Consider the following 24,993-nt stretch of genomic DNA (forward strand, 5'->3'; position numbering starts at 1 on the left):
CGACAAGGACCCGAGATGACCCGCGTGATCGCCGGCGCAGCCGGTGGCCGTCGCCTGGCCGTCCCCCCAGGCACCGGAACCCGCCCCACCTCCGACCGCGCACGCGAGGGCCTCTTCTCCACCTGGCAGTCCCTCCTCGGCGGTCCCCTCGACGGCGAACGGGTCCTCGACCTCTACGCGGGCTCCGGCGCCGTGGGTCTGGAGGCTCTGTCCCGGGGTGCGGCCCACACCCTCCTCGTGGAAGCCGACGCCCGCGCAGCGAGGACCGTCCGCGAGAACGTGAGAAACCTCGGCCTTCCCGGCGCCGAGGTCAGACACGGCAAAGCGGAACAGATCATCCGCACCGCTCCCCCGCAGGAGCCGTACGACCTGGTCTTTCTCGATCCTCCCTACGCCGTCACCGACGACGATCTTCGGGAGATCCTGCTCACACTCCGCTCGGAAAGCTGGCTCGCTGAGCAAGCGCTCGTCACCGTGGAGCGCAGCACCAGGGGCGGGGAGTTCCGGTGGCCGGACGGTTTCGAAGCGCTCCGGGCCCGGCGCTACGGCGAGGGAACGTTTTGGTACGGTCGCGCCGCCTCTACGTGCGAAGACGCACGATGACCGGACCGGAGAGCGAGGGATCACAAGTGCGCCGCGCCGTCTGTCCCGGGTCGTTCGACCCGATCACCAACGGACATCTCGACATCATCGCCCGCGCCTCCCGTCTGTACGACGAGGTGTACGTCGCGGTGATGATCAACCAGTCCAAGAAGGGCCTGTTCGAGATCGACGAGCGGATCGAGCTGATCCGCACCGTCACCGCCGAGTACGGCAACGTCCGGGTCGAGGCCTTCCACGGCCTCCTCGTCGATTTCTGCAAGCAGCGTGACATCCCCGCCATCGTCAAGGGCCTGCGCGCGGTCAGCGACTTCGACTACGAGCTGCAGATGGCCCAGATGAACAACGGCCTGTCCGGTGTCGAGACCCTCTTCGTGCCCACCAACCCCACCTACAGCTTCCTGTCGTCCTCCTTGGTCAAGGAGGTCGCGCAGTGGGGCGGCGACGTCTCCCACCTCGTCCCGGCCCCCGTCCTCCAGGCGCTCAACACGCGGCTGCGTCAAGGCTGAACGGGCTACAGTCGTCCCGTCCGTCTCCATCACATCCGTAGAGAGTGGCGAGCACACGGTGGACGTGCAGAAAAAGCTCGACGAGATCGTCTCGGCGGTCTCCGGTGCCCGGTCGATGCCCATGTCGGCCTCGTGCGTGGTCAACCGCGCCGACCTGCTGTCGATGCTGGAGGAACTGCGCGCGGCCCTGCCCGACTCCCTCGCCCAGGCCCAGGAGCTGATCGGCGACCGGGAGCAGATGGTCGAGCAGGCCCGTCAGGAGGCCGAGCGGATCATCGCCGGTGCCCACGCCGAGCGCGGCTCGCTGATCTCCGACACCGAGGTCGCCCGCCGCTCGCAGGCCGAGGCCGACCGGATCCTCGCCGAGGCCCGCCGGGAGGCCGAGGAGATCCGCGCCGAGGCCGACGACTACGTCGACTCCAAGCTGGCCAACTTCGAGGTCGTCCTCACCAAGACCCTCGGCTCGGTCGGGCGCGGCCGCGAGAAGCTGCTCGGCACCGGCCCCGGCCTGGACGCGGACGGTTACGAGGACGAGGACGCCCCGCAGCGCAGCCACGACCCCGAGACCCTGCGCCGCGACGCCGACGCCTACGTCGACGCCAAGCTCGGCGCCTTCGAGGCGGTCCTGGCCAAGACCCTGGAGGCGGTCGGCCGCGGCCGGCAGAAGCTGCACGGCCGGATCGCCACCGACGACCTCGGGGCCCTCGCGGGGGACACCGGCACCGTGATGCACTCCAGCGACGCCGACTACCTCGCCGACCTCGCGGCCCTCGCCGAGCAGGACACCTCGGCCCGGCACAGCGCCGCCGCGCCGGCGCACCAGCCTCCCCAGCCGCAGCAGCAGCCCCAGTACGCGGCGTACGCACAGCAACCGGACCCCTACGCCGGCTACCCGCAGCAGTACGCCGAGCAGGACCAGCAGTACGCCCAGCAGGACGCCTACGGCTACCAGCAGGCCGACCCCTACGGCTACGGCGGCTACGACACCGGTCAGCAGCCCGTCTACGACCCGCAGCAGGCCCAGCAGCAGGCCGCGCACCCGCAGCAGCCCCAGCAGCTCCGGGACGGCGGCCCGCAGCAGTCGTACGCCCTCGACGAGACCAGCCTCTTCGACACCGGCATGATCAGCGCCGAGCAGCTCAGGGCCTACGAGCAGGGCCGCGGCCTCTAGGGATCCGGCCCGGATTGGGCCGAGAGCGAAAGGTCCAGTATCCTGGCTCTTCGGTCGCGAGTACGTCCGCGATCTGCGCTGCCCGGAGCTTTCCGCGGCGGCGTCCCCCCTGAGCTGGAAGACCGAAAGCAAGGAATGGCTCACAACGCCCGCCTCGACCACCGCAACCCCCTCGTGTTCGACACGCACGAGCTGGGTCGGCGGCCAGGTGCGCTGCAGCGCCTGACTCGCACGGTCCCCACTCCCCGGGACTTCGGTCTGGTGGGAGTCATCGGAGTGCCGGAAGGCGCCCCGCTGGAGCTCGAACTCCGCCTGGAGTCGGTCATGGAAGGGGTGCTTGTCACAGGCACCGCCCGTGCCACGGCGAAGGGGGAGTGCGTAAGGTGTCTGGAGCCGCTTCAGCTCGACGTCGAAGCGGAATTCCAGGAGATGTTCTCGTACCCTGACGCCGACGACCGGGGCCGCGTCCAGCACGCGGAACCGGGCGACGACGCCGAGGACGACGAGGACAGGCTCTTCCTCGAGGACGGACTCTTCGACCTCGAATCTGTGCTGCGTGATGCGGTGGTGCTCGCACTTCCGATGCAGCCGGTGTGCCAGGAAGACTGCCCGGGTCTGTGCCCCGAGTGCGGGGTGCGGCTCGCGGACGACCCGGACCACCACCACGACGCCGTCGACATCCGTTGGGCGGCTTTGCAGGGATTCGCCGGCTCACTTCGGGACGGCGACAAGGACGACACGAGCGGCGCCGAAGCGGGCGTCGACGAGAAGCAGGAGAAGTAGCCGTGGCTGTTCCGAAGCGGAAGATGTCGCGCAGCAACACGCGCCACCGCCGGTCGCAGTGGAAGGCTGCGGTCCCCACCCTGGTCGCGTGCGAGCGCTGCCACGAGCCCAAGCAGCAGCACATCGCGTGCCCGTCGTGCGGCACCTACAACAAGCGCCAGGTCCTCGAGGTCTGAGCGGCTGGTGAGAGGCACTGTGTCCACGCCCAAGAAGCAGTCGGCGGACAACCAGGCCTCGTCCCACACGCTTCTGGAAGGGCGGCTCGGCTACCAGCTCGAGTCCGCCCTTCTGGTGCGAGCGCTGACGCACCGCTCCTACGCGTACGAGAACGGCGGTCTGCCGACGAACGAGCGTCTGGAGTTCCTCGGGGACTCCGTGCTCGGTCTCGTCGTCACCGACACGCTGTACCGCACCCACCCCGACCTGCCCGAAGGCCAGTTGGCCAAGTTGCGGGCCGCGGTGGTCAACTCGCGTGCGCTGGCGGAGGTCGGACGCGGCCTCGACCTTGGCTCCTTCATCCGGCTCGGCCGTGGTGAAGAGGGCACGGGCGGCCGGGACAAGGCATCCATCCTCGCCGACACCCTGGAAGCGGTGATCGGCGCGGTCTATCTCGACCAGGGCCTCGACGCGGCCTCCGAACTGGTGCACCGCCTGTTCGACCCGCTGATCGAGAAGTCCTCCAACCTGGGCGCCGGCCTGGACTGGAAGACATCCCTGCAGGAGCTGACCGCGACCGAGGGGCTCGGTGTTCCCGAGTACCTGGTCACGGAGACCGGCCCCGATCACGAGAAGACCTTCACTGCTGCCGCCCGCGTCGGAGGCGTCTCGTACGGCACCGGCACCGGCCGCAGCAAGAAGGAGGCGGAGCAGCAGGCCGCTGAATCCGCGTGGCGCGCCATCCGCGCCGCCGCGGACGAGCGCGCCAAGGCGGCCGAGGCGGCGAAGGCCGCCGAGTCCGCCGACGAGGCGTCGGCCTCCGCCTGATCCGACGAGCGACCGAGCGCCCGCCCCGCACCGGGGCGGGCGCTCGATCCATACTGTGTGACGCCGTACCGCGTGACGGGGGAGTGCCATGCCCGAGTTGCCCGAGGTCGAGGTCGTACGGCGCGGCCTGGAGCGGTGGGTCGCCCACCGCACCGTCGCCGACGCCGAGGTGCTGCACCCACGTGCCGTGCGCCGTCACCCGGCCGGCGCCGACGACTTCGCGCACCGGCTCGAAGGGCACCGCATCGGCGTGCCCAGCCGGCGCGGCAAGTACCTGTGGCTGCCGCTCGAGGACACCGGGCAGGCGATCCTCGCGCACCTCGGGATGAGCGGCCAGCTGCTGGTCCAGCCGCACGCCGCGCCCGACGAGAAGCACCTGCGCATCCGGGTCCGCTTCACCGACGTGCAGGGCACCGAACTGCGCTTCGTCGACCAGCGCACCTTCGGCGGGCTGTCGCTGCACGACACGACCGACGACGGCCTGCCGGACGTCATCGGGCACATCGCCCGCGACCCGCTCGACCCCCTCTTCGACGACGAGGGCTTCCACCAGGCGCTGCGCCGCAAGCGGACCACGATCAAGCGGGCCCTGCTCGACCAGTCGCTGATCAGCGGGGTCGGCAACATCTACGCCGACGAGGCGCTGTGGCGCTCGCGCGTCCACTACGAGCGCCCCACGGCCGGCTTCACCCGGCCGCGCACCGCCGAACTCCTCGGCCATGTCCGTGTCGTGATGAACGAGGCCCTCGCGGTCGGCGGCACCAGCTTCGACAGCCTGTACGTCAACGTCAACGGCGAATCCGGCTACTTCGACCGGTCGCTGGACGCGTACGGCCGGGAGGGCCTGCCGTGCAAGCGGTGCGGCACGCCGATGCGGCGCCGTCCGTGGATGAACCGCTCCAGCTACTTCTGCCCGAAGTGCCAGCGGGCGCCGCGCGTCACGCCGTAGCGCGGGTCCCGTCGTACCGCTCCCGGGCGGCCAGGACGTCGTCCATGCTGCCCTCGACGAAGTGGATGAGGCTCAGCAGCCGCTCGGCGACCTGGCGGCCCAGCGGCGTCAGCTCGTAGTCCACGCGCGGCGGGTTCGTGGGCTGGGCCTCGCGGTGCACCAGTCCGTCGCGTTCCAGCGCGTGCAGCGTCTGGGACAGCATCTTCTCGCTCACCCCGTCCACGCGGCGGCGCAGCTCGTTGAAGCGCAGCGGGCCCTCGTGCAGCGCGCCGAGCGTGAGCGCGCCCCAGCGTCCGGTGACGTGCTCCAGCGTGCCCCGTGACGGGCAGGCCTTGGCGAACACGTTGTACGGCAGGTCCTGGTCGGGCGTGCGCTGGTCGGTACCGGTCATGTCTCGAGCGTACTCCAGCGCAGCGCTTTCCGCTGGGTTGCACTAACGAAAAGTTAGTGCTTTCCTTTGGTCATCGCTTCCCAGCTGCCTTTTCGAGGAGTACGCATGACCACCCCTGTTGTCGCGATCGCCTACCACTCCGGCTTCGGCCACACCGCCGTCCTCGCCGAGGCCGTGCGCGCGGGCGCCGCGGACGCCGGCGCCGAGGTTCACCTGATCAAGGTCGACGAGATCACCGACGAGCAGTGGGAGCTGCTGGACCGCGCCGACGCGATCGTCTTCGGCTCGCCGACCTACATGGGCACCGCGTCCGGCGCCTTCCACGTCTTCGCCGAGGCCACCTCCAAGCGCTGGGCCACCCGGGCGTGGGCGGACAAGCTGGCGGCGGGCTTCACCAACTCCGGTTCCAAGAGCGGCGACAAGCTGCACACCCTGCAGTTCTTCCAGATCCTCGCCGCGCAGCTCGGCATGCACTGGGTCAACCTGGGCCTGCTGCCCGGCTGGAACAGCAGCACGGCCGCCGAGACGGACCTCAACCGCCTCGGCTTCTTCTCCGGCGCGGCCGCCCAGACCAACGTCGACGAGGGCCCCGAGGGCGTCCACAAGGCCGACCTCGCCACGGCGGAACACCTGGGCCGCCGCGTGACGGACACGGCCCGCGTCTTCCTGCGGGGCCTGGCGGCGGCCTGACCGGCCCGGCGCTACCGGGGGAGCGCCATGGCCAGGGCCCAGAACGCGACCGCGGCGGCGACGCTCAGCCCCACGGGCACGACCGAGCCCGCCGCGCACCCGTAGCCGAGCGCGGTCGCCGCCCGGGCCCGGCTCACAACGCGCCGGTAACCGGCGTCGTCCTCCTGCTGCTCCCGGCTCACGCCGTCCCCGCAGAGGCCAGGTCCTCGGTCCAGGGCCCGGCCCCTTCCCCGGTCCGGGGCGGATCAGAACCCGAAGTCCTGCGTCCACCAAGGGCCGCCCGCGCCGAAGTGCACGCCGACGCCGAGGGTCTTGAAGGACGGGTTGAGGATGTTCGCGCGGTGGCCCGGGCTGTCCATCCAGGCCGCCACCACCGCCGCCGGGTCGGCCTGGCCGCGGGCTATGTTCTCGCCGCCCAGGCCCGTGATGCCGGCCTTCGCGGCACGGTCCCACGGGGTGCGCCCGTCGGGATCGGTGTGATCGAAGAAGCCCCGCGCGGCCATGTCGTCGCTGAAGCCCTCGGCCAGGCCCGTCAGCGCGCTGTTCGCCGCCAGCGGGGCGACGCCGGCCTTCGCCCGCTCCTCGTTGACCAACCGCAGGACCTCCGCCTCGGCCTGCGCCTGCGCCGACACCGAGACCGGCGGTGCGCTGGTCCGCTCCGGCGCCTTCGGGGGGGTCGCCTTGCGCGAGGGGGCGGTCGTGTGCGGAGCGGCCGACGGTTTCTTCGACGCGGTCTTCGACGGCGTGGGCGTGGGGGAGGGCGGCGCCGTGGACGCGGACGCCGACGGTGAGGGGGAGAGCGATGCCGACGCGGACGCGGACGCCGACGCCGGTGCCGACGCGGAACGGCCGGGGGTCCGGGCGGTGACCGGGCTGCTCTCGCCGCCCCTCTCCGCGCTGCCGGAGGTGCCGCCCTGCTCGCTGGGCGAGTTCGTCGGCGCCTGAGCGGCCCGCACCCCGCCGTCCCCGCCCGCGCTGCCGCCGAGCCGGTAGTTGTGCAGCCCCGGCACCACACCGGAGGCGACGGCGACCGTGCCGATGGCGACCGCGCCCGCGACACCCAGCAGACCGGTGCGCACCGGCGTCACGGCTCGCCTGCGCCGCCGTCGCCCACCCCCGCGGGGAGCGCCCGCGGCCGGATTGAATCCCGCCCCGGAGCCGCCCCCGGAGGAGGCGTCGTCGGTGGCGAACAGATACGCCTGGCTCTTCGCCACGGCCTCTGCGTACGCCTCGGGGTTCAGATAGGGCGCGATGCCCATGGGGGCGGTGTCGCCCCCGCTCGAGTCCCCCGGGCCGCGGTGCTCCGCGTAGGAGCCCTCCGGCTGCGGGGCCCCCGTGGCGCGGCCCTTGGCGGCGCGGCCGGCGGCGGAGCGTCGGTGGCGTCCCATGTCCTGGCCTTCCTGGTCCTCTCGGTCAGCCCGCCCAGCGGATCATGGGGGTCCCCTAGCCCCCGGCAGCCGACCAGACTCACCCGATCGGGTGAGTTTCATATGAGATGCATTGCGTCGGGACGGTACCCCATGGCGTGTGGGGAGGAAGTGTCCCGAGAGACATTGGCCGGTTAGGTTGCACCCATGAGCGAGGATGTACGACTGGTCGCCTGGGTGCGTGGACACGTGCAGGGCGTGGGTTTTCGCTGGTTCACGCGGGCCAAGGCGCTCGAGATCGGCGGCCTGAGTGGTTTTGCTCTCAATTTGGCCGACGGCCGCGTCCAGGTGGTCGCCGAGGGCTCCCGCCCGGGCTGCGAGGGTCTGCTCGACTGGCTCCGCGGCGGCGACACGCCCGGGCGCGTGGAGGGCGTCACCGAGATCTGGGACACACCCCGCGGCGGCTACGACGGCTTCGCCATCCGCTGACCCCCGGCCGCCGGCCCGCACCACGGCGCGTCGAGGGGCGCCGCGCGCCCCCCTCGCCCCCTGGAAACCGCAGGTCGCCACAGAGAGGGGCTTGCGATGGCGGCCTGCGCACGCAAGGATGATCGCCACGCCCCGAGGGGCCCGCAGGAGTCGCAGCGCAGGCGCTTGTCCGCCGCGTACCCCGGGTCGTCCTCCCACACGGGGCGTGATCGTGTTGACCGTCAAACTTTTTGGTGAGACGCTGAAAGCCCGCGCACCTTAGCTGTTTGGCATGGCTGAACGGCAGCACAACTCCAGGCCCGCCAAGCAGCCGCGGGTGCGAATCCCTCACGACCCACCACCGCTTCGGTCGGTCACTCAGTGTGGAGGACCATCCATCATGGCAAAGGCGCTTCTCGGTTACGTCGGCGGCTCCGACCCGCGACTCCTCGCCGAGATGCGACGGCTCCAGCAGCGCGTCCAGGACCTCGAATCCGAGCTCGTACGGATCCAGGCCGAAAAGGACGCCCTGCAGGCTGCCGCTTCTCACGACAGGATCATGGAGAGCGTTGACGCACACCAGGCGGAGCCTGCGCTCACCTGATCACTGCACGCTCCACAACAGCACAGGCAGTGGTTGGGCTGTCCGTCACAACCGCTTCAGTGTCAGAAGTGCAAGGGACGCCTCGGCGTCCCTTCTTTCTTGCCCCCGTGCATCCTTTCACTCTCTATAACGTCTGATGTGCCCTCGCCGTTCATCGGTGAAACCGCGGGTAGCACCGTGGTTCATAGAGTGAGACAACCCCGGAAGGTAGAGTCCGACGGCGTGCACCTCAAGGCCCTGACGCTCCGCGGGTTCAAGTCGTTCGCCTCGGCGACCACGCTCCGCTTCGAACCGGGTATCACCTGTGTCGTCGGCCCCAACGGCTCCGGCAAGTCCAACGTCGTGGACGCGCTCAGCTGGGTCATGGGCGAACAGGGCGCCAAGTCGCTGCGCGGCGGCAAGATGGAGGACGTCATCTTCGCCGGCACCACCGGCCGCCCGCCGCTGGGCCGGGCCGAGGTGTCGCTGACCATCGACAACTCCGACGGCGCGCTGCCCATCGAGTACGCCGAGGTCACCATCACGCGGATCATGTTCCGCAACGGCGGCAGCGAGTACCAGATCAACGGCGACACCTGCCGCCTGCTCGACATCCAGGAGCTGCTCTCCGACTCCGGCATCGGCCGCGAGATGCACGTCATCGTCGGCCAGGGCCAGCTCGACTCCGTCCTGCACGCCGACCCCATGGGCCGCCGCGCCTTCATCGAGGAGGCCGCGGGCGTCCTCAAGCACCGCAAGCGCAAGGAAAAAGCCCTGCGCAAGCTGGACGCGATGCAGGCCAACCTCGCGCGCGTGCAGGACCTCACCGACGAACTGCGCCGCCAGCTCAAACCGCTCGGCCGGCAGGCCGCCGTCGCCCGCCGGGCCGCCGTCATCCAGGCCGACCTGCGCGACGCCCGTCTGCGCCTGCTCGCCGACGACCTCGTACGCCTGCGCCAGGCGCTGCAGACCGAGATCGCCGACGAGGCCGCGCTCAAGGCCCGCAAGGAAGCCGCCGAGCAGGACCTGAGGAAGGCCCAGCAGCGCGAGGCCCTGCTCGAGGACGAGGTGCGGCAGCTCACGCCCCGCCTCCAGCGCGCCCAGCAGACCTGGTACGAACTCTCCCAGCTCGCCGAACGCGTCCGCGGCACGATCTCCCTGGCCGACGCCCGAGTCAAGAGCGCCACCTCCGCCCCGCCCGAGGAGCGGCGCGGCCGCGACCCGGAGGACATGGAGCGCGAGGCCGCGCGCATCCGCGAGCAGGAGGCCGAGCTGACGGCCGCCCTCGAGGCCGCCGAACGGGCCCTGGAGGACACCGTCGCCCACCGCGCCGAGCTGGAGCGCGAGCTGGCCCAGGAGGAGCGGCGTCTGAAGGACGTCGCCCGGGCCATCGCCGACCGTCGCGAAGGCCTCGCGCGGCTGCGCGGCCAGGTCGGCGCCGCGCGCTCGCGCGCCGCGTCCGCGCAGGCCGAGATCGACCGCCTGGCCGCCGCCCGCGACGAGGCCCAGGAACGCGCCGTCGCCGCGCAGGAGGAGTACGAGGCGCTCAAGGCCGAGGTCGACGGCCTCGACGCCGGCGACGAGGAACTGGCCGCGCGCCACGAAACGGCCAAACGGCAGCTCGCCGAGGCGGAAGCGGCCCTGAGCACCGCCCGCGAGGCCCTCACCACCGCCGAACGCACCCGCGCCGCGACCCAGGCCCGCCACGAGGCACTGGCGCTCGGCCTCCGCCGCAAGGACGGCACCGGCATACTGCTCGGCGCCCGCGACCGCCTGAAGGGAGTCCTCGGCCCGGCGGCGGAACTGCTGACGGTGGAGCCCGGCCACGAGGTGGCGCTGGCCGCCGCCTTCGGAGCGGCGGCGGACGCGATCGCCGTCGAAACCCCGGCCGCGGCGGCCGAGGCGATCCGGTTGCTGCGCAAGCAGGACGGGGGACGAGCGGCGCTGCTCCTGGCGGGGGCACCGGAAGCGCCCCGGAGGGGCGCGGGGAACGGCGCGAGCAGCCACGACGCACCCGCGGACGCACCTGCACCCCTCACCCCCCTCCCCGGAGGGCGCCCCGCCGCAGACCTCGTCCGAGGCCCCGCCGAGCTCATGCCCGCCGTCCGCCGCCTCCTGCGAGGACTCGTGGTCGTCGGCACCCTGGAGGACGCCGAGGACCTGGTCTACGCCCAACCCGAGCTGACCGCCGTCACCGTGGAGGGCGACCTGCTGGGCGCCCACTTCGCCCACGGCGGATCCGCCGGCGCCCCCAGCCTGCTGGAGGTGCAGGCCTCCGTCGACGAGGCCGCGGCCGAGCTGGCCGAGCTGGCGGTGCGGTGTGAGCGGCTGGCCGAAGAACAGCGGGCGGCCGCTGAACGGCGTACGGAGGCCGTCGGAGTCGTAGAAGAACTCGGGGAGCGGCGGCGGGCCGCGGACCGGGAGAAGTCGGCCGTGGCGCAGCAGCTGGGGCGGCTCGCCGGGCAGGCCCGCGCGGCCGCCGGCGAGGCCGAGCGGTCCACCGCGGCCGCGGCCCGCGCGCAGGAGGCGCTGGAGCAGGCCGTCCAGGACGCGGAGGAACTGGCGGAACGGCTGGAGGTCGCCGAGGAGACCCCCGTGGACGACGAGCCGGACACCTCCGTGCGCGACCGGCTGGCCGCCGACGGCGCCAACGCCCGCCAGACCGAGATGGAGGCCCGTCTCCGGGTCCGCACCCACGAGGAACGCGTGAAGGGCCTGGCCGGACGCGCCGACTCCCTCGACCGGGCCGCCCGCGCGGAACGCGAGGCACGCGCGCGTGCCGAGCAGCGCCGGGCCCGGCTGCGCCACGAGGCGGGCGTCGCCCAGGCCGTCGCCGCCGGCGCTCGTCGGCTGCTCGCGCACATCGAGATCTCCCTCGCCCGGGCCGAGCGGGAACGGTCCGCCGCCGAGGCCGCCAAGGCGGCCCGTGAGCAGGAGCTGACCGCCGCCCGCACCGCGGGACGTGAACTGAAGGCCGAACTCGACAAGTTGACGGATTCAGTCCACCGCGGCGAGGTACTCGGCGCCGAGAAGCGGCTGCGCATCGAGCAGCTGGAGACCAAGGCGCTGGAGGAACTGGGTGTCGAACCGGAGGGGCTGGTCACCGAGTACGGGCCCGACCAGCTCGTGCCGGCCTCGCCCCCCGCCGACGGCGAGGAGCTGCCGGAGGACCCCGACCACCCGCGCAACCAGCCGCGTCCCTTCGTCCGCGCCGAGCAGGAGAAACGCCTGAAGGCCGCCGAGCGCGCCTACCAGCAGCTCGGCAAGGTCAACCCGCTCGCACTGGAGGAGTTCGCCGCGCTGGAGGCCCGGCACCAGTTCCTGAGCGAGCAGCTGGAGGACCTGAAGAAGACCCGTGCCGACCTGCTCCAGGTCGTGAAGGAGGTGGACGAGCGGGTCGAGCAGGTCTTCACGGAGGCCTACCGGGACACGGCCCGCGAGTTCGAGGGCGTCTTCAGCCGCCTCTTCCCGGGCGGTGAGGGCCGCCTGGTGCTGACCGACCCCGACAACATGCTCACCACGGGCGTGGACGTCGAGGCCCGCCCGCCGGGCAAGAAGGTCAAGCGGCTGTCCCTGCTCTCGGGCGGCGAACGGTCGCTGACCGCCGTGGCCCTGCTCGTGTCGATCTTCAAGGCGCGACCGAGCCCGTTCTACGTCATGGACGAGGTCGAGGCGGCGCTGGACGACACGAACCTCCAACGGCTGATCCGGATCATGCAGGAGCTGCAGGAGGCCTCGCAGCTGATCGTGATCACGCACCAGAAGCGGACGATGGAGGTCGCGGACGCGCTGTACGGCGTCTCCATGCAGGGTGACGGTGTCTCGAAGGTCATCTCGCAGCGTCTGCGCCAGGGCGTATGAGTCCAAGATCATCTGACTTGTCGTTCATTTATTGAACACAAGGCGCCTCGGCTTATCTACAAACTCACAGCCGTTGAAGTATTGACTTCGAAACTTGAAGGCATAGTCTCTGCAACGTTGCTTTTACCTTCAGGTGTGAGCGGCGTGCCTGTATGCGCCACTGGAAGCCTGGAAGGGCAGACCCCCACCCGGCAGCGTTGCCGGTGGCCCGAGGAGTACATGTGACCAGCACAGCGCAGGCACCCCAGTCAGGAGCCCGTACGGCTCATCCCGATCATCTCGGGCATGTCATCTTCATCGCGGCAGCGGCCGCGATGGGCGGTTTCCTCTTCGGATACGACAGCTCCGTCATCAACGGCGCCGTCGAGGCCATCCGCGACCGTTACGACATCGGCTCCGCCGCGCTGGCCCAGGTCATCGCCATCGCCCTGATCGGCTGTGCCATCGGTGCCGCCACCGCCGGCCGGATAGCGGACCGCATCGGCCGAATCCGCTGCATGCAGATCTCCGCGGCCCTCTTCACGATCAGCGCCGTCGGCTCGGCCCTGCCGTTCGCCCTCTGGGACCTCGCCTTCTGGCGCATCGTCGGCGGCTTCGCCATCGGCATGGCCTCCGTCATCGGCCCGGCCTACATCGCCGAGGTCGCCCCGCCCGCCTACCGCGGCCGTCTCGGCTCCTTCCAGCAGGCCGCGATCGTCATCGGCATCGCCGTCTCCCAGCTGGTCAACTGGGGCCTGCTCAACGCCGCCGGAGGCGACCAGCGCGGCAAGCTGATGGGCCTGGAGGCCTGGCAGGTCATGCTGGGCGTCATGGTCGTCCCGGCCGTCCTGTACGGCATGCTCTCCTTCGCCATCCCCGAGTCGCCGCGCTTCCTGATCTCCGTCGGCAAGCGGGACCGCGCCAAGGAGATCCTCGCCGAGGTCGAGGGCAACGGCGTCGACCTGAACGCCCGCGTCAACGAGATCGAGCTGGCGATGAAGAGCGAGCACAAGTCGTCCTTCAAGGACCTGCTCGGCGGCGGCTTCTTCTTCAAGCCGATCGTCTGGGTCGGCATCGGCCTGTCGGTGTTCCAGCAGTTCGTCGGCATCAACGTGGCCTTCTACTACTCGTCCACCCTGTGGCAGTCGGTGGGCGTGGACCCGTCGGACTCGTTCTTCTACTCCTTCACGACGTCGATCATCAACATCGTCGGCACCGTGATCGCGATGATCTTCGTGGACCGCGTCGGCCGCAAGCCGCTCGCGCTCATCGGCTCGGTCGGCATGGTCGTCGGCCTCGCGCTGGAAGCCTGGGCGTTCAGCTACCACCTGGTCGACGGCAAGCTGCCCAGCACCCAGGGCTGGGTCGCCCTGATCGCCGCCCACGTCTTCGTGCTCTTCTTCGCCCTGTCCTGGGGTGTCGTCGTCTGGGTCTTCCTCGGCGAGATGTTCCCGAACAAGCTCCGCGCCGCCGCGCTGGGTGTGGCCGCCGCCGCGCAGTGGATCGCCAACTGGGCCATCACCGCGAGCTTCCCGTCGCTGGCCGACTGGAACCTCTCCGGCACCTACGTGATCTACACGGTCTTCGCCGCGCTCTCCATTCCGTTCGTCCTGAAGTTCGTCAAGGAGACGAAGGGCAAGGCCCTGGAGGAGATGGGCTGAGGCCCTCCCGAACTCGGGGAGAAGGGCCAAGTCCCCGCTGCCCCTCTCCTCGTACCGTCCGCCGCCCCTGCCCTGCCGGGTGGGGGCGGCGGTGTGTCTGCCGACGGCTCCGGGGGCGGGGGCGTCGTCGTGCGGGGGTGCGGTGTCGTGTGCGGGTGCGTTGTGGCTGGCCGCCTTTGCCTGCGGCGCCTGCGGAGGTGCGTTGTGGCTGGTCTGGTTTGGCTGTGGCGCCTGCGGGGGTGCGCGGTGGCTGGTCTCGTTGGCTGCGGCGCCTGCGGGGGTGCGTTGTGGCTGGTCTCGTTGGCTGCGGCGCCTGTGCGGGTTTCGTTGTGGCTGGTCGCGCCGTTCCCCGCGCCCCCTTTTTGCCTGCGGCGGCCCGTTGCGGTGCGTGGTCGGTTGCTGTCGCGCCTGCCGTGCGTTGTGGGGCGGGGCCGGGGTGGGGGGTGTCCGTCCTCGGTCCGGCCGGCCGTTTCCGACGGGCTCGCTGTGTCTCGGTGCCGGACGCTGCGGGCGGACACCCCCCACCCCGTCCCCTTCCCGCCGTCGGCGGGTGCGGGGCCGTCGTGGTCGGTGGCGGTGCGTCCGTGGCGGAAAAAAAGCCCTCTCCGGCAGTGGTTCGCCGGAGAGGGCAGGGAGAAGGAGGACGTCAGACGGTGACGCTCTCGCGCTCCTCGGTCGTCTGGGAAGCCGTCGGCCGGACAACCTCCGGCTTCGGCAGGGCGAGGTACAGCAGGCCGGAGATCACGATCGTGGCGACCCAGCCGAGGCCGTACTCGCCGATGACGTTGTTCTTCGCGAGCGGGCCGGTGAACCAGTCCGACGTGGTGAACATCAGGCCGCCGACGAGACCCACCGCCCAGGAGACGACCGCGGCGGGGGAGAAGCCGCCCCGGTACCAGTACGCGCTGCTGCGCGTGGTGTCGGCCATCGCCGCGCCGTCGTACTCCGTGCGCCGCAGCATGTCCGCGCCGAAGACGCCGACCCAGGCGGAGAAGGCGACGGCGAGCAGGGACAGGAAGGCGATGAAGGAGCCCATGAAGCTGGTCGCCACCAGCATCAGCACACCGCCGAAGATCAGGGAGATCACGGCGTTGACGGACACCGCCCAGTGGCGCGGCACCTTGAAGCCGAGGGTCTGCGCGGTGAAGCCGGCCGAGTACATCGACATGGAGTTGATCAGCAGCATGCCGATCAGCGCGATCAGCAGATACGGCACGGCGATCCAGGTGGGCAGGATCTCGCCCAGGAAGGACACCGGGTCGGACGCGGAGGCCAGGTCCGGCGTGGAGACCGCCATCACCGCGCCCATCAGCACCATCGGCAGCACGACGATGCCGGCCCCGCCGACCGACGTACCGACGATCGCCTTCGAGGACGCCGTACGCGGCAGGTAGCGGGTGAAGTCGGGGGCGGACGGGATCCAGCTCACGCCACCGGCCGCGATCATGCCGATCCCGGTGATCACCGCGGCGGTGGAGCCGGCGCTGTGGTCCATCACCTTCGACCAGTCGGTGTTGACGGCCAGATAGACGAGGACGAGCACCGAGAAGGCGCCGAACAGATACGTCGCGTACTTGTTGCACTTCTGGACGGCGTTGATGCCGAGACCGGAGATGGCGAAGGTGGCGACGACGAACAGCAGCAGCATGACCATGTCGAGCACACTGTTCGCGCCGATGCCGAGGACGATGTCCAGGATGGTGAGCATGGCGTAGGCGCCGGTCACCGCATTGATCGTCTCCCAGCCCCAGCGGGCCACCCAGATCAGCGAGCCGGGCAGCAGGTTGCCGCGCTGCCCGAACACCGCGCGCGACAGCGCCATCCCGGGCGCCCCGCCACGTTTGCCGGCGATGCCGATGAGCCCGACCAGGCCGTACGACACGACGGGGGCGACGGCCGCGACGACGAGCGCCTGCCAGATGTTCAGGTGGTACGCCACGACGAGGCTCGCGCCCATCGTGAGCAGCAGCACGCTGATGTTGGCGCCCACCCAGGTGGGGAACAGCTCGCGGGGCTTGGCGGTGCGCTCATTGTCGGGCACCTGTTCGATGCCGCGGGTTTCGAGAGCGCCTTCGGTCTCGGCGGTCTTACTCATGGAAGGAGGGAGCCTCAAGGTGGGGGACAAGGTGTCGTCGGGACTCTACGCGCGTTGATGTGGGGACCACCATCGTACTTTGGCCCGACTACTGCCCTCCGGTGGTGTTTGTCTCTCGGAGGAAGCCACAAGACGGCCCTCGCGGAGCCCCATGGCTGATACTGGACGGGTTATGGAAACCGTCATCCTTGCTGTAGTCATCGCCGTGGTCGCGATCGTCGCGCTCGGCGGGCTCGTGGTCGGCAGCCGACGGAAGAAGTCGCTGCCCCCACCGCCCCCCACCGCGCCCGACATCACCGCTCCTCCGGCCGAGCCGCATGTCGGCGACGAGGCCGAGACGCCGCGGGAGGAACCGCGGCGCACCATCGAGGAGGTGGATCTTCCAGGCGGCCAGGCACCCGTCGCCGTAGAGGAGCCGCCGGCCGCAGTCGTCGAGGCCCCGGAGATCGAGATCCCGGAGCCCACCGCAGGCCGCCTGGTGCGCCTGCGCGCCCGCCTGTCCCGCTCGCAGAACGCCCTGGGCAAGGGCCTGCTCACCCTCCTGTCCCGGGAGCACCTCGACGAGGACACCTGGGAGGAGATCGAGGACACGCTGCTCACCGCCGATGTCGGCGTGCAGCCCACGCAGGAGCTGGTCGACCGGCTGCGCGAGCGTGTGAAGGTGCTCGGCACCCGCACGCCCGAGGAGCTGCGCGGCCTGCTGCGCGAGGAGCTGCTCACGCTGGTCGGCCCGGACATGGACCGTGAGGTCAAGACCGAGCCGGCCACCAGCAAGCCGGGCATCGTGATGGTCGTCGGCGTCAACGGCACCGGCAAGACCACCACCACAGGCAAGCTGGCCCGCGTCCTCGTGGCCGACGGCCGCTCGGTCGTCCTGGGCGCCGCCGACACGTTCCGCGCGGCCGCCGCCGACCAGCTCCAGACCTGGGGCGAGCGCGTCGGCGCCTACACCGTGCGCGGGCCGGAGGGCGGCGACCCCGCCTCCGTCGCGTTCGACGCGGTGAAGGAGGGCAAGGAGATGGGGTCGGACGTCGTCCTCATCGACACCGCCGGGCGCCTGCACACCAAGACCGGCCTCATGGACGAGCTGGGCAAGGTCAAGCGGGTCGTGGAGAAGCACGCCCCGCTGGACGAGGTGCTGCTGGTCCTCGACGCCACCACCGGGCAGAACGGCCTCGTGCAGGCCCGCGTCTTCGCGGAGGTCGTCGACATCACCGGCATCGTCCTGACCAAGCTCGACGGCACGGCCAAGGGCGGCATCGTGATCGCGGTCCAGCGGGAGCTGGGCGTACCGGTCAAGCTGATCGGCCTCGGCGAGGGCGCGGACGACCTGGCCCCGTTCGAGCCGGAGGCCTTCGTGGACGCCCTCATCGGCGACTGACGACTCCGTCGGCCACACGGAAACCCACCCCCGGTACGGATCCCCGGCCGGGGGTGGGGTGTCTTCGGGTACCGGCGACGGGCTGCAGGCGCGCCACGATGGCGCCGCACCCGCGTACGGCTCAAGGGGACGGGGTGGGGGGGGGCCGCCCGCAGCGGCCGGCACCGGCACAGGGTGCCCTCGTCGGAAACGGGCGGCCGGACCGAGGACGGACACCCCCCGCCCCGGCCCCGACCCACGACGCACCGCAGGCGCGACAGCAACCGGCCACCGGACGGAAACGGGCCGCCGCAGGCACAAAAAGGGGCGCGGGGAACTGCGCGAGCAACCACCCAGCCACCCGCAGACGAACAACCGCCACACGCCGCAGGCACGCCCGCAGGCGAGCCACTACCCCCGCGACCGATGCGCCACGTACGCCAGCGTCCCCAGGACCAGCCGCGCCGCCGGCGGCCGGGTCGCCGAGTCCAGATCGGGCGGCCGCAGCCACCGCACCGGCCCCCGTCCGCCGCGGTCCGACGGCGGAGCCGTGATGTACGTGCCGGGACCGAGCCCCCGCAGATCCAAGGACGGATCGTCCCAGCCCATCCGGTAGAGCAGCCGCGGCAGCTCGGCCGCGGCCCCCGGCGCGACGAAGAACTGCGCCCGCCCCTGCGGCGTCGCGGTCACCGGCCCCAGCGGCACTCCCATCCGCTCCAGCCGCACCAGCGCCCGCCGGCCCGCCGCCTCCGCCACCTCGATCACGTCGAACGCGCGCCCCACCGGCAGCATCACCGACGCGCCCGGCACCTCGGCCCACGCCGCGGTCACCTCGTCCAGCGTCGCCCCCGCCCGCACCTCGGCCGCGAACGACAGCGGATGCGCGCCCGGGGCCGGGCAGTCGCCGAGGCCGCACGAGCACACGCCCGCCGCCGCCCGTGCGCCCGGCGCCACGTCCCAGCCCCACAGGCCGGTGAACTCGGCCACCGTGGTGCACTCCGACGAGCGGCCGCGGCGCCGCGAGACGGACCGGATGTCACGGATGCCCCGACTGCTGCCGATCGTGAAGCCCATGCCCCCTCCAACGGGTCCGACGCACCGGTGGTTACGAAGCGGTGGTCACGAAGAACACTCAACCCGCTACGGAGCGTGTCCCCGACCCTGCCGCCGACGGCGTCCGGAAGTGCCCGCGGTGGTGCATCCGGTGACACGCGCCCCCGAGTGCATCTGTGCGCTCACTCCCGGCTGTCCTATGTCAAGTGAATCGCGGGAAGGTCGCCGTGAGTTCATTCGAAGGGGTGGCGAATGGTGGCGTTTACGGTTTCACCATGGCCGGACGGGTGATCGTAGGATTACTTTGAGTGCACGGTACCGGCGGGTGCATGCACTCGTGGGTATGCCGGAGGCAACTCGACTTTCCGTTCGAAGGGTGAGAACCGCCGGACGGAAGGCCCGAGAACCGGCATTCTGATAGGGCTTGCCGCACAGGCGCGGCAAGAGGTCTTTCGGGATGGGGGCGTTCCAGTGGGCGGCAACGGCGGTAGCGGGACGAACGCTGAGAAGCGCCCCAACGAGCTGCTCGGTTCCTGGTTCGTGCGCAGCGGCTGGTCCAAGGGCGAGCTCGCCCGCCAGGTCAACCGCCGCGCCCGTCAGCTGGGCGCCAACCACATCTCCACCGACACCTCCCGGGTCCGCCGCTGGCTGGACGGCGAGAACCCCCGCGAGCCCATTCCCAGGATCCTGTCCGAGCTGTTCTCCGAGCGCTTCGGCTGCGTCGTCTCCATCGAGGACCTCGGCCTGCGCACCGTGCGCCCGTCGCCGTCCGCCACGGGTGTCGACCTGCCTTGGACGGGTCCGCAGACCGTCGCCCTGCTCGGCGAGTTCTCACGCAGCGACCTGATGCTGGCCCGGCGCGGCTTCCTCGGCAGCTCGCTGGGCCTGGCCGCGGGCCCGGCCCTCATCGAGCCGATGCAGCGCTGGCTGGTGCCCACGCCGGCGCTGCCCGGCCAGCGCCATGAGGCCGACCCGCAGCCGATCCCCACCAGCCGCGCCCGCGGCCGGCTCTCCAAGCCGGAGCTGGACCTGCTGGAGACCACCACCGTGATGTTCCGGCAGTGGGACGCCCAGTGCGGCGGCGGCCTGCGCCGCAAGGCGGTCGTCGGCCAGCTGCACGAGGTCACCGACCTCCTCCAGGAGCCCCAGCCCGAGGCGACCACCCGGCGCCTGTTCAAGGTCGCCGCCGAGCTGGCCGAGCTGGCCGGCTGGATGTCGTACGACGTGGGGCTCCAGCCGACCGCGCAGAAGTACTTCGTCCTCGCGCTGCACGCCGCCAAAGAGGCCGGCGACAAGCCGCTCGGCTCCTACATCCTGTCCAGCATGAGCCGCCAGATGATCCACCTCGGCCGGCCCGAGGACGCCCTGGAGCTCATCCACCTCGCCCAGTACGGCAGCCGCGACTGCGCCGGCCCCCGCACCCAGGCGATGCTGTATGCGATGGAGGCCCGCGCCTACGCCAACATGGGCCAGCCCGGCAAGTGCAAGCGGGCCGTCCGCATGGCCGAGGACACCTTCGCCGACGCCGACGACTGGGACGAGCCGGACCCCGACTGGATCCGCTTCTTCTCCGAGGCCGAGCTGTACGGCGAGAACAGCCACTCCTTCCGCGACCTCGCCTACGTCGCCGGCCGCAGCCCCGCCTACGCCTCCCTCGCCGAGCCGCTGATGCAGCGGGCCGTGGAGCTGTTCGCCGAGGACAGCGAGCACCAGCGGTCGTATGCGCTGAACCTCATCGGCATGGCCACCGTCCACCTGCTGCGCCGCGAGCCCGAGCAGAGCACGGTCTACGCCGGGCAGGCCATGCGGATCGCCCGCAAGGTGCGCTCCGAGCGGGTCAACACCCGCATCCGCAAGACCGTCGACACCGCCGCCCGCGACTTCGGCGACCTCGCCGAGATCGTCGACCTGACCGACAAGCTCGCCGCCGAGCTGCCGGAGGCCGCCGAGGCGGTCTGACACCACCCGTTCCACCCACTGAACCCCGGCCGCGGCCGGCCCTCCCGAACTGCCCGACTCGGCTCCCCCGCCAGGTCATCGGAAGGCCGCCCGCGGCCGGTCCCGTTCCCCCGGCAATTCATCGGGGCGTAACACGCCGGGCGCCTTCGTCACCCCGGCGAAACAACACGGGGCGCCCACCGAAACCGCGCTGCGTCAATCTCGTCGCCATAACCGGCCCACCCCTCATTCCGCTGAGGCATTCCGCTCAGGCTTCGCCCGCACGGGGCCGTACAACGACGAGGAGACGCCGATGGCACCAGCAGCCATCATGCTTGCGGCGGACGCACCCAAACTGTCGTCCGCCAACACCGGCTTCATGCTCATCTGTTCCGCCCTGGTGATGCTCATGACCCCGGGCCTGGCCTTCTTCTACGGAGGCATGGTCCGCGTCAAGAGCACCCTGAACATGCTGATGATGAGCTTCATCAGCCTCGGGATCGTCACCGTCCTGTGGGTGCTCTACGGCTTCTCCCTCGCCTTCGGCACGGACTCCGGCAGCCTCATCGGATGGAACTCCGACTGGCTGGGCCTCAGCAACATCGGGCTGACCGAGCTGTGGGACGGCTACTCCATCCCCGTCTTCGTGTTCTGCATGTTCCAGCTGATGTTCGCGATCATCACGCCCGCCCTGATCAGCGGCGCGCTCGCCGACCGTGTGAAGTTCAGCGCCTGGGCGCTGTTCATCACGCTGTGGGTGACGGTCGTGTACTTCCCCGTGGCGCACTGGGTCTGGGGCGCGGGCGGCTGGGCCTACGAGCTGGGCGTGATCGACTTCGCCGGCGGTACGGCCGTGCACATCAACGCCGGTGCCGCGGCGCTCGGCGTGATCCTCGTCATCGGCAAGCGCGTCGGCTTCAAGAAGGACCCGATGCGCCCGCACAGCCTGCCGCTGGTCATGCTCGGCGCGGGCCTGCTGTGGTTCGGCTGGTTCGGCTTCAACGCCGGCTCCTGGCTCGGCAACGACGACGGCGTGGGCGCGCTGATGTTCGTGAACACGCAGGTCGCGACCGGTGCCGCCATGCTGGCCTGGCTGATCTACGAAAAGATCCGGCACGGCGCGTTCACCACCCTGGGCGCCGCCTCCGGCGCGGTCGCCGGCCTGGTCGCCATCACCCCGTCCGGCGGCGCGGTCTCCCCGCTCGGCGCGATCGCCGTCGGCGCCATCGCCGGTGTGCTGTGCGCGATGGCCGTCGGCCTGAAGTACCGCTTCAACTACGACGACTCCCTCGACGTCGTCGGCGTCCACCTGGTCGGCGGTATCGCCGGCTCCCTGCTCATCGGCTTCTTCGCCACCGGCAAGGGCCAGTCCGCGGCGAGCGGCGTCTTCTACGGCGACCACTCCTTCACCCAGCTGTGGAAGCAGTGCGCGGGTGTCGGCGCCGTCCTCGCCTACTCCCTCGTCGTCTCCGCGATCCTCGCCTTCGTCCTCGACAAGACGATCGGCATGCGGGTCACCGAGGACGAGGAAGTCCGCGGCATCGACCAGAGCGAGCACGCCGAGACCGCGTACGACTTCAGCGGCGCCGGTGGCGGAGCAGCCCGCACCAGCGCCGTACCGGCCGCCGCGACCGAGGCCGTGACCCGAAAGGTGGACGCATGAAGCTCATCACCGCCGTCGTCAAGCCGCACCGGCTCGACGAGATCAAGGAGGCCCTGCAGGCCTTCGGGGTCCACGGGCTGACGGTCACCGAGGCCAGCGGCTACGGTCGGCAGCGGGGCCACACCGAGGTCTACCGCGGCGCCGAGTACACCGTCGACCTGGTCCCCAAGATCCGTATCGAGGTACTGGTCGAGGACGACGACGCCGAGCAGCTGATCGAGGTCGTCGTGAAGGCGGCCCGTACCGGCAAGATCGGTGACGGCAAGGTCTGGTCGATCCCGGTCGACACGGCCGTCCGGGTCCGCACCGGCGAGCGCGGCCCCGACGCGCTCTGACCGCTTGACGAACAGGAGTCGCTGGGTGACGACGGACGCGCGCAACGAAGCAGAGGACCCCGGCCCCAGCGGCTACGCGGCGGCCCGGCTGCACCTCCTCACCGAGGGGGAGCAGTCCGGGCCGCCGCGCCGTACGGCCCTGTCACAGCTCACCGACGACTGGCTCGCGGGGCTGTTCCGGGCGGGCGCCGGCGAGCTCAAGGGCCTCTCGCTGGTCGCCGTCGGCGGGTACGGGCGCGGCGAGCTGTCCCCACGCAGCGACCTCGACCTGCTTCTGCTGCACGACGGCGCCGATCCCAAGGAGGTCGCCGCGCTCGCCGACCGCCTCTGGTACCCGGTGTGGGACCTCGGCCTCGCCCTCGACCACTCCGTGCGCACCCCGGCCGAGGCCCGCAGGACGGCCGGGGAGGACCTGAAGGTGCAGCTCGGCCTGCTGGACGCCCGCCACCTCGCCGGCGACCCCGGCCTGACCGCCTCGCTGCGCACCGCCGTCCTCGCCGACTGGCGCAACCAGGCTCCCAAGCGTCTGCCCGAACTCCAGGAGCTGTGCGCGGAGCGGGCCGAGCGCCACGGCGAGCTGCAATACCTGCTGGAACCCGACCTCAAGGAGGCCCGGGGCGGGCTCAGGGACGCCACCGCCCTGCGCGCCGTCGCCGCGTCCTGGCTCGCCGACGCGCCCCGCGAGGGTCTCGCCGACGCCCGCCGCCGCCTCCTCGACGTCCGCGACGCCCTGCACCTGACCACCGGCCGAGCCACCGACCGGCTCTCCCTCCAGGAACAGGACCAGGTCGCGGCCGCCCTCGGCCTGCTCGACGCCGACGCCCTGCTGCGGCAGGTCTACGAGGCCGCCCGCGTCATCTCCTACGCCAGCGACGTCACCTGGCGCGAGGTGAGCCGTGTACTGCGCTCCCGCGCGGTGCGGCCCCGGCTGCGCGCCATGCTGGGCGGCGGCAAACCCGTCACCGAGCGGTCCCCGCTGGCCGAGGGCGTCGTGGAACAGGACGGCGAAGTGGTGCTCGCCCGCACCGCGCGCCCCGAACGCGACCCCGTCCTCCCGCTGCGCGCCGCGGCCGCCGCCGCCCAGGCCGGCCTGCCGCTCTCTCTGCACGCCGTGCGCCGGATGGCCGCCACCGCCCGCCCGCTTCCCTCGCCCTGGCCCGCCGAGGCGCGCGAACAGCTGGTCACGCTGCTCGGCTCGGGCCGCCCCACCGTGGAGGTGTGGGAGGCGCTGGAGGCCGAGAGGCTGATCACCCGGCTGCTGCCCGACTGGGAACGGGTGCGCTGCCGGCCGCAGCGCAACGCCGTCCATGTGTGGACCGTCGACCGGCACCTGATCGAGACGGCCGTGCGCGCCTCGGAGTTCACCCGCCGGGTGGGCCGGCCCGACCTGCTGCTGGTCGCGGCCCTGCTGCACGACATCGGCAAGGGCTGGCCCGGCGACCACTCGGTGGCCGGCGAGATCATCGCCCGCGACGTCGCCGCGCGCATCGGTTTCGACCGCGCCGACGTCGCCGTACTCGCCGCCCTGGTCCGTCACCATCTGCTGCTGGTCGAGACGGCCACCCGGCGCGACCTGGACGACCCGGCCACCGTGCGGCTGGTCGCCGAGGCGGTCGGCACGCCGTCCACGCTGGAGCTGCTGCACGCCCTGACCGAGGCGGACGCACTCGCCACCGGCCCGGCCGCCTGGTCCTCCTGGCGCGGCTCGCTCGTCGCCGACCTGGTGCGGCGGGTGTCGGCCGTGCTCGCCGGGGACGTACCGGACGAGCCCGAGCCGGCCGCGCCGACCGCCGAGCAGGAGCGGCTCGGACTGGAGGCGGTGGCCACCGGCGGGCCGGTGCTGGCGCTGCGCGCGCAGCCGGAGCCGCCCGGCGAGCCCTCCGGCGACGCGCCCTCGGGCGAGGGCGACCCCGAGCCGCTCGGCGTGGAGCTGCTCATCGCCGTACCCGACCAGCCGGGCGTGCTGCCCGCGGTGGCCGGTGTCCTTGCCGTGCACCGGCTCACCGTGCGCACCGCCGAGCTGCGCGCGCTGGACCTGCCCGACGGCGTGGACGGCTCGGTGCTGCTGCTGGACTGGCGGGTCGCGGCCGAGTACGGCTCCCTGCCCCAGACCACCCGGCTGCGCGCCGACCTCGTCCGCGCGCTGGACGGCTCCCTGGACATCGCCGCCCGCCTCGCCGAACGCGACGCGGCCTACCCGCGCCGGCGCGGTGTCGTCCCGCCGCCGCCCCGGGTGACCGTCCACCCGGCCGCCTCCCGCCTCGCCACGGTGATCGAGGTCCGCGCCCAGGACGCCCCCGGCCTGCTGTTCCACATCGGCCGGGCGCTGGAGGACGCGAGCGTGAGCGTCCGCAGCGCGCACGTGTCGACACTCGGCGCGAACGCCGTGGACGCGTTCTATGTCACGGACGCGGACGGCGTGCCGCTGCCCGCTGAGGAGGCCACGGCGGTGGCGCGGAAGCTGGAGGAGACCCTGCGGGGGTGAGCCCGCCCCGGTGACTTGTGTCGCCGGGATACCCTGGAGGGCGATTCGTCAGCAGCCACCGACCCCGA

At 71.6% G+C, this 24,993-nt stretch carries 22 protein-coding genes; 17 read left to right on the forward strand and 5 right to left on the reverse strand.

Annotated elements, in window-relative coordinates:
* The first annotated feature begins 15 nt into the window (after positions 1 to 15).
* The 7 genes from rsmD to mutM all read left to right on the forward strand — a co-directional run bounded on the left by rsmD (position 16) and on the right by mutM (position 4,996).
* A complete protein-coding gene (gene rsmD / locus ACZ67Q_RS30740) occupies positions 16 to 603 on the forward strand; it encodes a 16S rRNA (guanine(966)-N(2))-methyltransferase RsmD (RefSeq protein WP_471188804.1) in 588 nt (195 codons plus the stop codon).
* 26 nt (positions 604 to 629) lie between these two features.
* Positions 630 to 1,109 (forward strand): pantetheine-phosphate adenylyltransferase, encoded by a 480-nt coding sequence (coaD, locus tag ACZ67Q_RS30745; protein ID WP_471188806.1) that lies wholly within the window; start codon positions 630 to 632, stop codon positions 1,107 to 1,109.
* Positions 1,110 to 1,167: 58 nt separating this feature from the next.
* Positions 1,168 to 2,280, forward strand: coding sequence for an ATP synthase F0 subunit B (locus ACZ67Q_RS30750; RefSeq protein ID WP_471188809.1), 1,113 nt, complete (start codon positions 1,168 to 1,170; stop codon positions 2,278 to 2,280).
* Positions 2,281 to 2,415: 135 nt separating this feature from the next.
* Positions 2,416 to 3,063, forward strand: a complete 648-nt coding sequence (locus ACZ67Q_RS30755) for a YceD family protein (protein WP_471188812.1) — start codon at positions 2,416 to 2,418, stop codon at positions 3,061 to 3,063.
* Between the two features lie 2 nt (positions 3,064 to 3,065).
* The gene (gene rpmF / locus ACZ67Q_RS30760; RefSeq protein WP_003951102.1) at positions 3,066 to 3,239 is read left to right on the forward strand and encodes a 50S ribosomal protein L32; all 174 of its coding nucleotides are present in this window, start codon (positions 3,066 to 3,068) and stop codon (positions 3,237 to 3,239) included.
* A 7-nt stretch (positions 3,240 to 3,246) separates the two neighbouring features.
* The gene (gene rnc / locus ACZ67Q_RS30765; protein WP_469816336.1) at positions 3,247 to 4,047 is read left to right on the forward strand and encodes a ribonuclease III; all 801 of its coding nucleotides are present in this window, start codon (positions 3,247 to 3,249) and stop codon (positions 4,045 to 4,047) included.
* Between the two features lie 88 nt (positions 4,048 to 4,135).
* Positions 4,136 to 4,996, forward strand: a complete 861-nt coding sequence (gene mutM, locus ACZ67Q_RS30770) for a bifunctional DNA-formamidopyrimidine glycosylase/DNA-(apurinic or apyrimidinic site) lyase (RefSeq protein ID WP_471188816.1) — start codon at positions 4,136 to 4,138, stop codon at positions 4,994 to 4,996.
* Here the strand turns inward: mutM and ACZ67Q_RS30775 are convergent.
* Positions 4,986 to 5,387: a winged helix-turn-helix transcriptional regulator gene (locus ACZ67Q_RS30775; RefSeq protein WP_471188818.1), complete on the reverse strand. Its 402-nt coding sequence runs from the start codon at positions 5,385 to 5,387 to the stop codon at positions 4,986 to 4,988. The two genes, mutM and ACZ67Q_RS30775, sit on opposite strands and share 11 nt — an antisense overlap.
* A 105-nt stretch (positions 5,388 to 5,492) precedes the next feature.
* Here ACZ67Q_RS30775 and ACZ67Q_RS30780 point away from each other — a divergent pair, with 105 nt between their 5' ends.
* Positions 5,493 to 6,077, forward strand: a complete 585-nt coding sequence (locus tag ACZ67Q_RS30780; RefSeq protein ID WP_471188821.1) for a flavodoxin family protein — start codon at positions 5,493 to 5,495, stop codon at positions 6,075 to 6,077.
* Between the two features lie 11 nt (positions 6,078 to 6,088).
* Here ACZ67Q_RS30780 and ACZ67Q_RS30785 read toward each other — a convergent pair whose 3' ends face one another.
* Together ACZ67Q_RS30785 and ACZ67Q_RS30790 are read right to left on the reverse strand one after the other, a co-directional pair.
* Positions 6,089 to 6,259 carry a hypothetical protein gene (locus tag ACZ67Q_RS30785; protein WP_471188823.1) on the reverse strand — a complete coding sequence of 57 codons (171 nt, stop codon included), beginning with the start codon at positions 6,257 to 6,259 and terminating at the stop codon, positions 6,089 to 6,091.
* 63 nt (positions 6,260 to 6,322) lie between these two features.
* Positions 6,323 to 7,465, reverse strand: a complete 1,143-nt coding sequence (locus ACZ67Q_RS30790; RefSeq protein ID WP_471188825.1) for a CAP domain-containing protein — start codon at positions 7,463 to 7,465, stop codon at positions 6,323 to 6,325.
* 186 nt (positions 7,466 to 7,651) lie between these two features.
* Between ACZ67Q_RS30790 and ACZ67Q_RS30795 the strand changes: the two genes are divergently transcribed.
* The 4 genes from ACZ67Q_RS30795 (at position 7,652) to ACZ67Q_RS30810 (ending at position 13,996) form a co-directional block, all read left to right on the forward strand.
* Positions 7,652 to 7,933, forward strand: a complete 282-nt coding sequence (locus tag ACZ67Q_RS30795; protein ID WP_361627643.1) for an acylphosphatase — start codon at positions 7,652 to 7,654, stop codon at positions 7,931 to 7,933.
* A gap of 379 nt (positions 7,934 to 8,312) precedes the next feature.
* A complete protein-coding gene (locus ACZ67Q_RS30800) occupies positions 8,313 to 8,516 on the forward strand; it encodes a hypothetical protein (protein WP_361627640.1) in 204 nt (67 codons plus the stop codon).
* A gap of 222 nt (positions 8,517 to 8,738) precedes the next feature.
* Positions 8,739 to 12,356 (forward strand): chromosome segregation protein SMC, encoded by a 3,618-nt coding sequence (gene smc / locus ACZ67Q_RS30805; RefSeq protein WP_471188828.1) that lies wholly within the window; start codon positions 8,739 to 8,741, stop codon positions 12,354 to 12,356.
* Between the two features lie 221 nt (positions 12,357 to 12,577).
* On the forward strand, positions 12,578 to 13,996 hold the full coding sequence (locus tag ACZ67Q_RS30810) for a sugar porter family MFS transporter (RefSeq protein WP_471188831.1): 1,419 nt from the start codon (positions 12,578 to 12,580) through the stop codon (positions 13,994 to 13,996).
* Between the two features lie 646 nt (positions 13,997 to 14,642).
* On the opposite strand, the gene ACZ67Q_RS30815 is transcribed toward ACZ67Q_RS30810, so the two are convergent.
* A complete protein-coding gene (locus tag ACZ67Q_RS30815; protein WP_471188833.1) occupies positions 14,643 to 16,091 on the reverse strand; it encodes a cytosine permease in 1,449 nt (482 codons plus the stop codon).
* Between the two features lie 172 nt (positions 16,092 to 16,263).
* Here ACZ67Q_RS30815 and ftsY point away from each other — a divergent pair, with 172 nt between their 5' ends.
* Positions 16,264 to 17,472 carry a signal recognition particle-docking protein FtsY gene (gene ftsY, locus ACZ67Q_RS30820; RefSeq protein WP_471188835.1) on the forward strand — a complete coding sequence of 403 codons (1,209 nt, stop codon included), beginning with the start codon at positions 16,264 to 16,266 and terminating at the stop codon, positions 17,470 to 17,472.
* Between the two features lie 390 nt (positions 17,473 to 17,862).
* On the opposite strand, the gene ACZ67Q_RS30825 is transcribed toward ftsY, so the two are convergent.
* On the reverse strand, positions 17,863 to 18,525 hold the full coding sequence (locus ACZ67Q_RS30825) for a bifunctional DNA primase/polymerase (protein ID WP_471188838.1): 663 nt from the start codon (positions 18,523 to 18,525) through the stop codon (positions 17,863 to 17,865).
* Positions 18,526 to 18,975: 450 nt separating this feature from the next.
* Between ACZ67Q_RS30825 and nsdA the strand changes: the two genes are divergently transcribed.
* The 4 genes from nsdA to ACZ67Q_RS30845 all read left to right on the forward strand — a co-directional run bounded on the left by nsdA (position 18,976) and on the right by ACZ67Q_RS30845 (position 24,925).
* A complete protein-coding gene (gene nsdA, locus ACZ67Q_RS30830; protein ID WP_471188841.1) occupies positions 18,976 to 20,463 on the forward strand; it encodes a transcriptional repressor NsdA in 1,488 nt (495 codons plus the stop codon).
* A gap of 292 nt (positions 20,464 to 20,755) precedes the next feature.
* Positions 20,756 to 22,105: an ammonium transporter gene (locus ACZ67Q_RS30835; RefSeq protein WP_471188844.1), complete on the forward strand. Its 1,350-nt coding sequence runs from the start codon at positions 20,756 to 20,758 to the stop codon at positions 22,103 to 22,105.
* The gene (locus ACZ67Q_RS30840) at positions 22,102 to 22,440 is read left to right on the forward strand and encodes a P-II family nitrogen regulator (protein ID WP_102907163.1); all 339 of its coding nucleotides are present in this window, start codon (positions 22,102 to 22,104) and stop codon (positions 22,438 to 22,440) included. Before ACZ67Q_RS30835 ends, ACZ67Q_RS30840 begins: the two co-directional genes overlap by 4 nt.
* Positions 22,441 to 22,465: 25 nt before the next feature.
* Positions 22,466 to 24,925, forward strand: coding sequence for a [protein-PII] uridylyltransferase (locus ACZ67Q_RS30845; RefSeq protein WP_471188848.1), 2,460 nt, complete (start codon positions 22,466 to 22,468; stop codon positions 24,923 to 24,925).
* The last annotated feature ends 68 nt before the right edge of the window (positions 24,926 to 24,993 follow it).

The organism is Streptomyces sp. NPDC036813 (genome assembly GCF_055609245.1).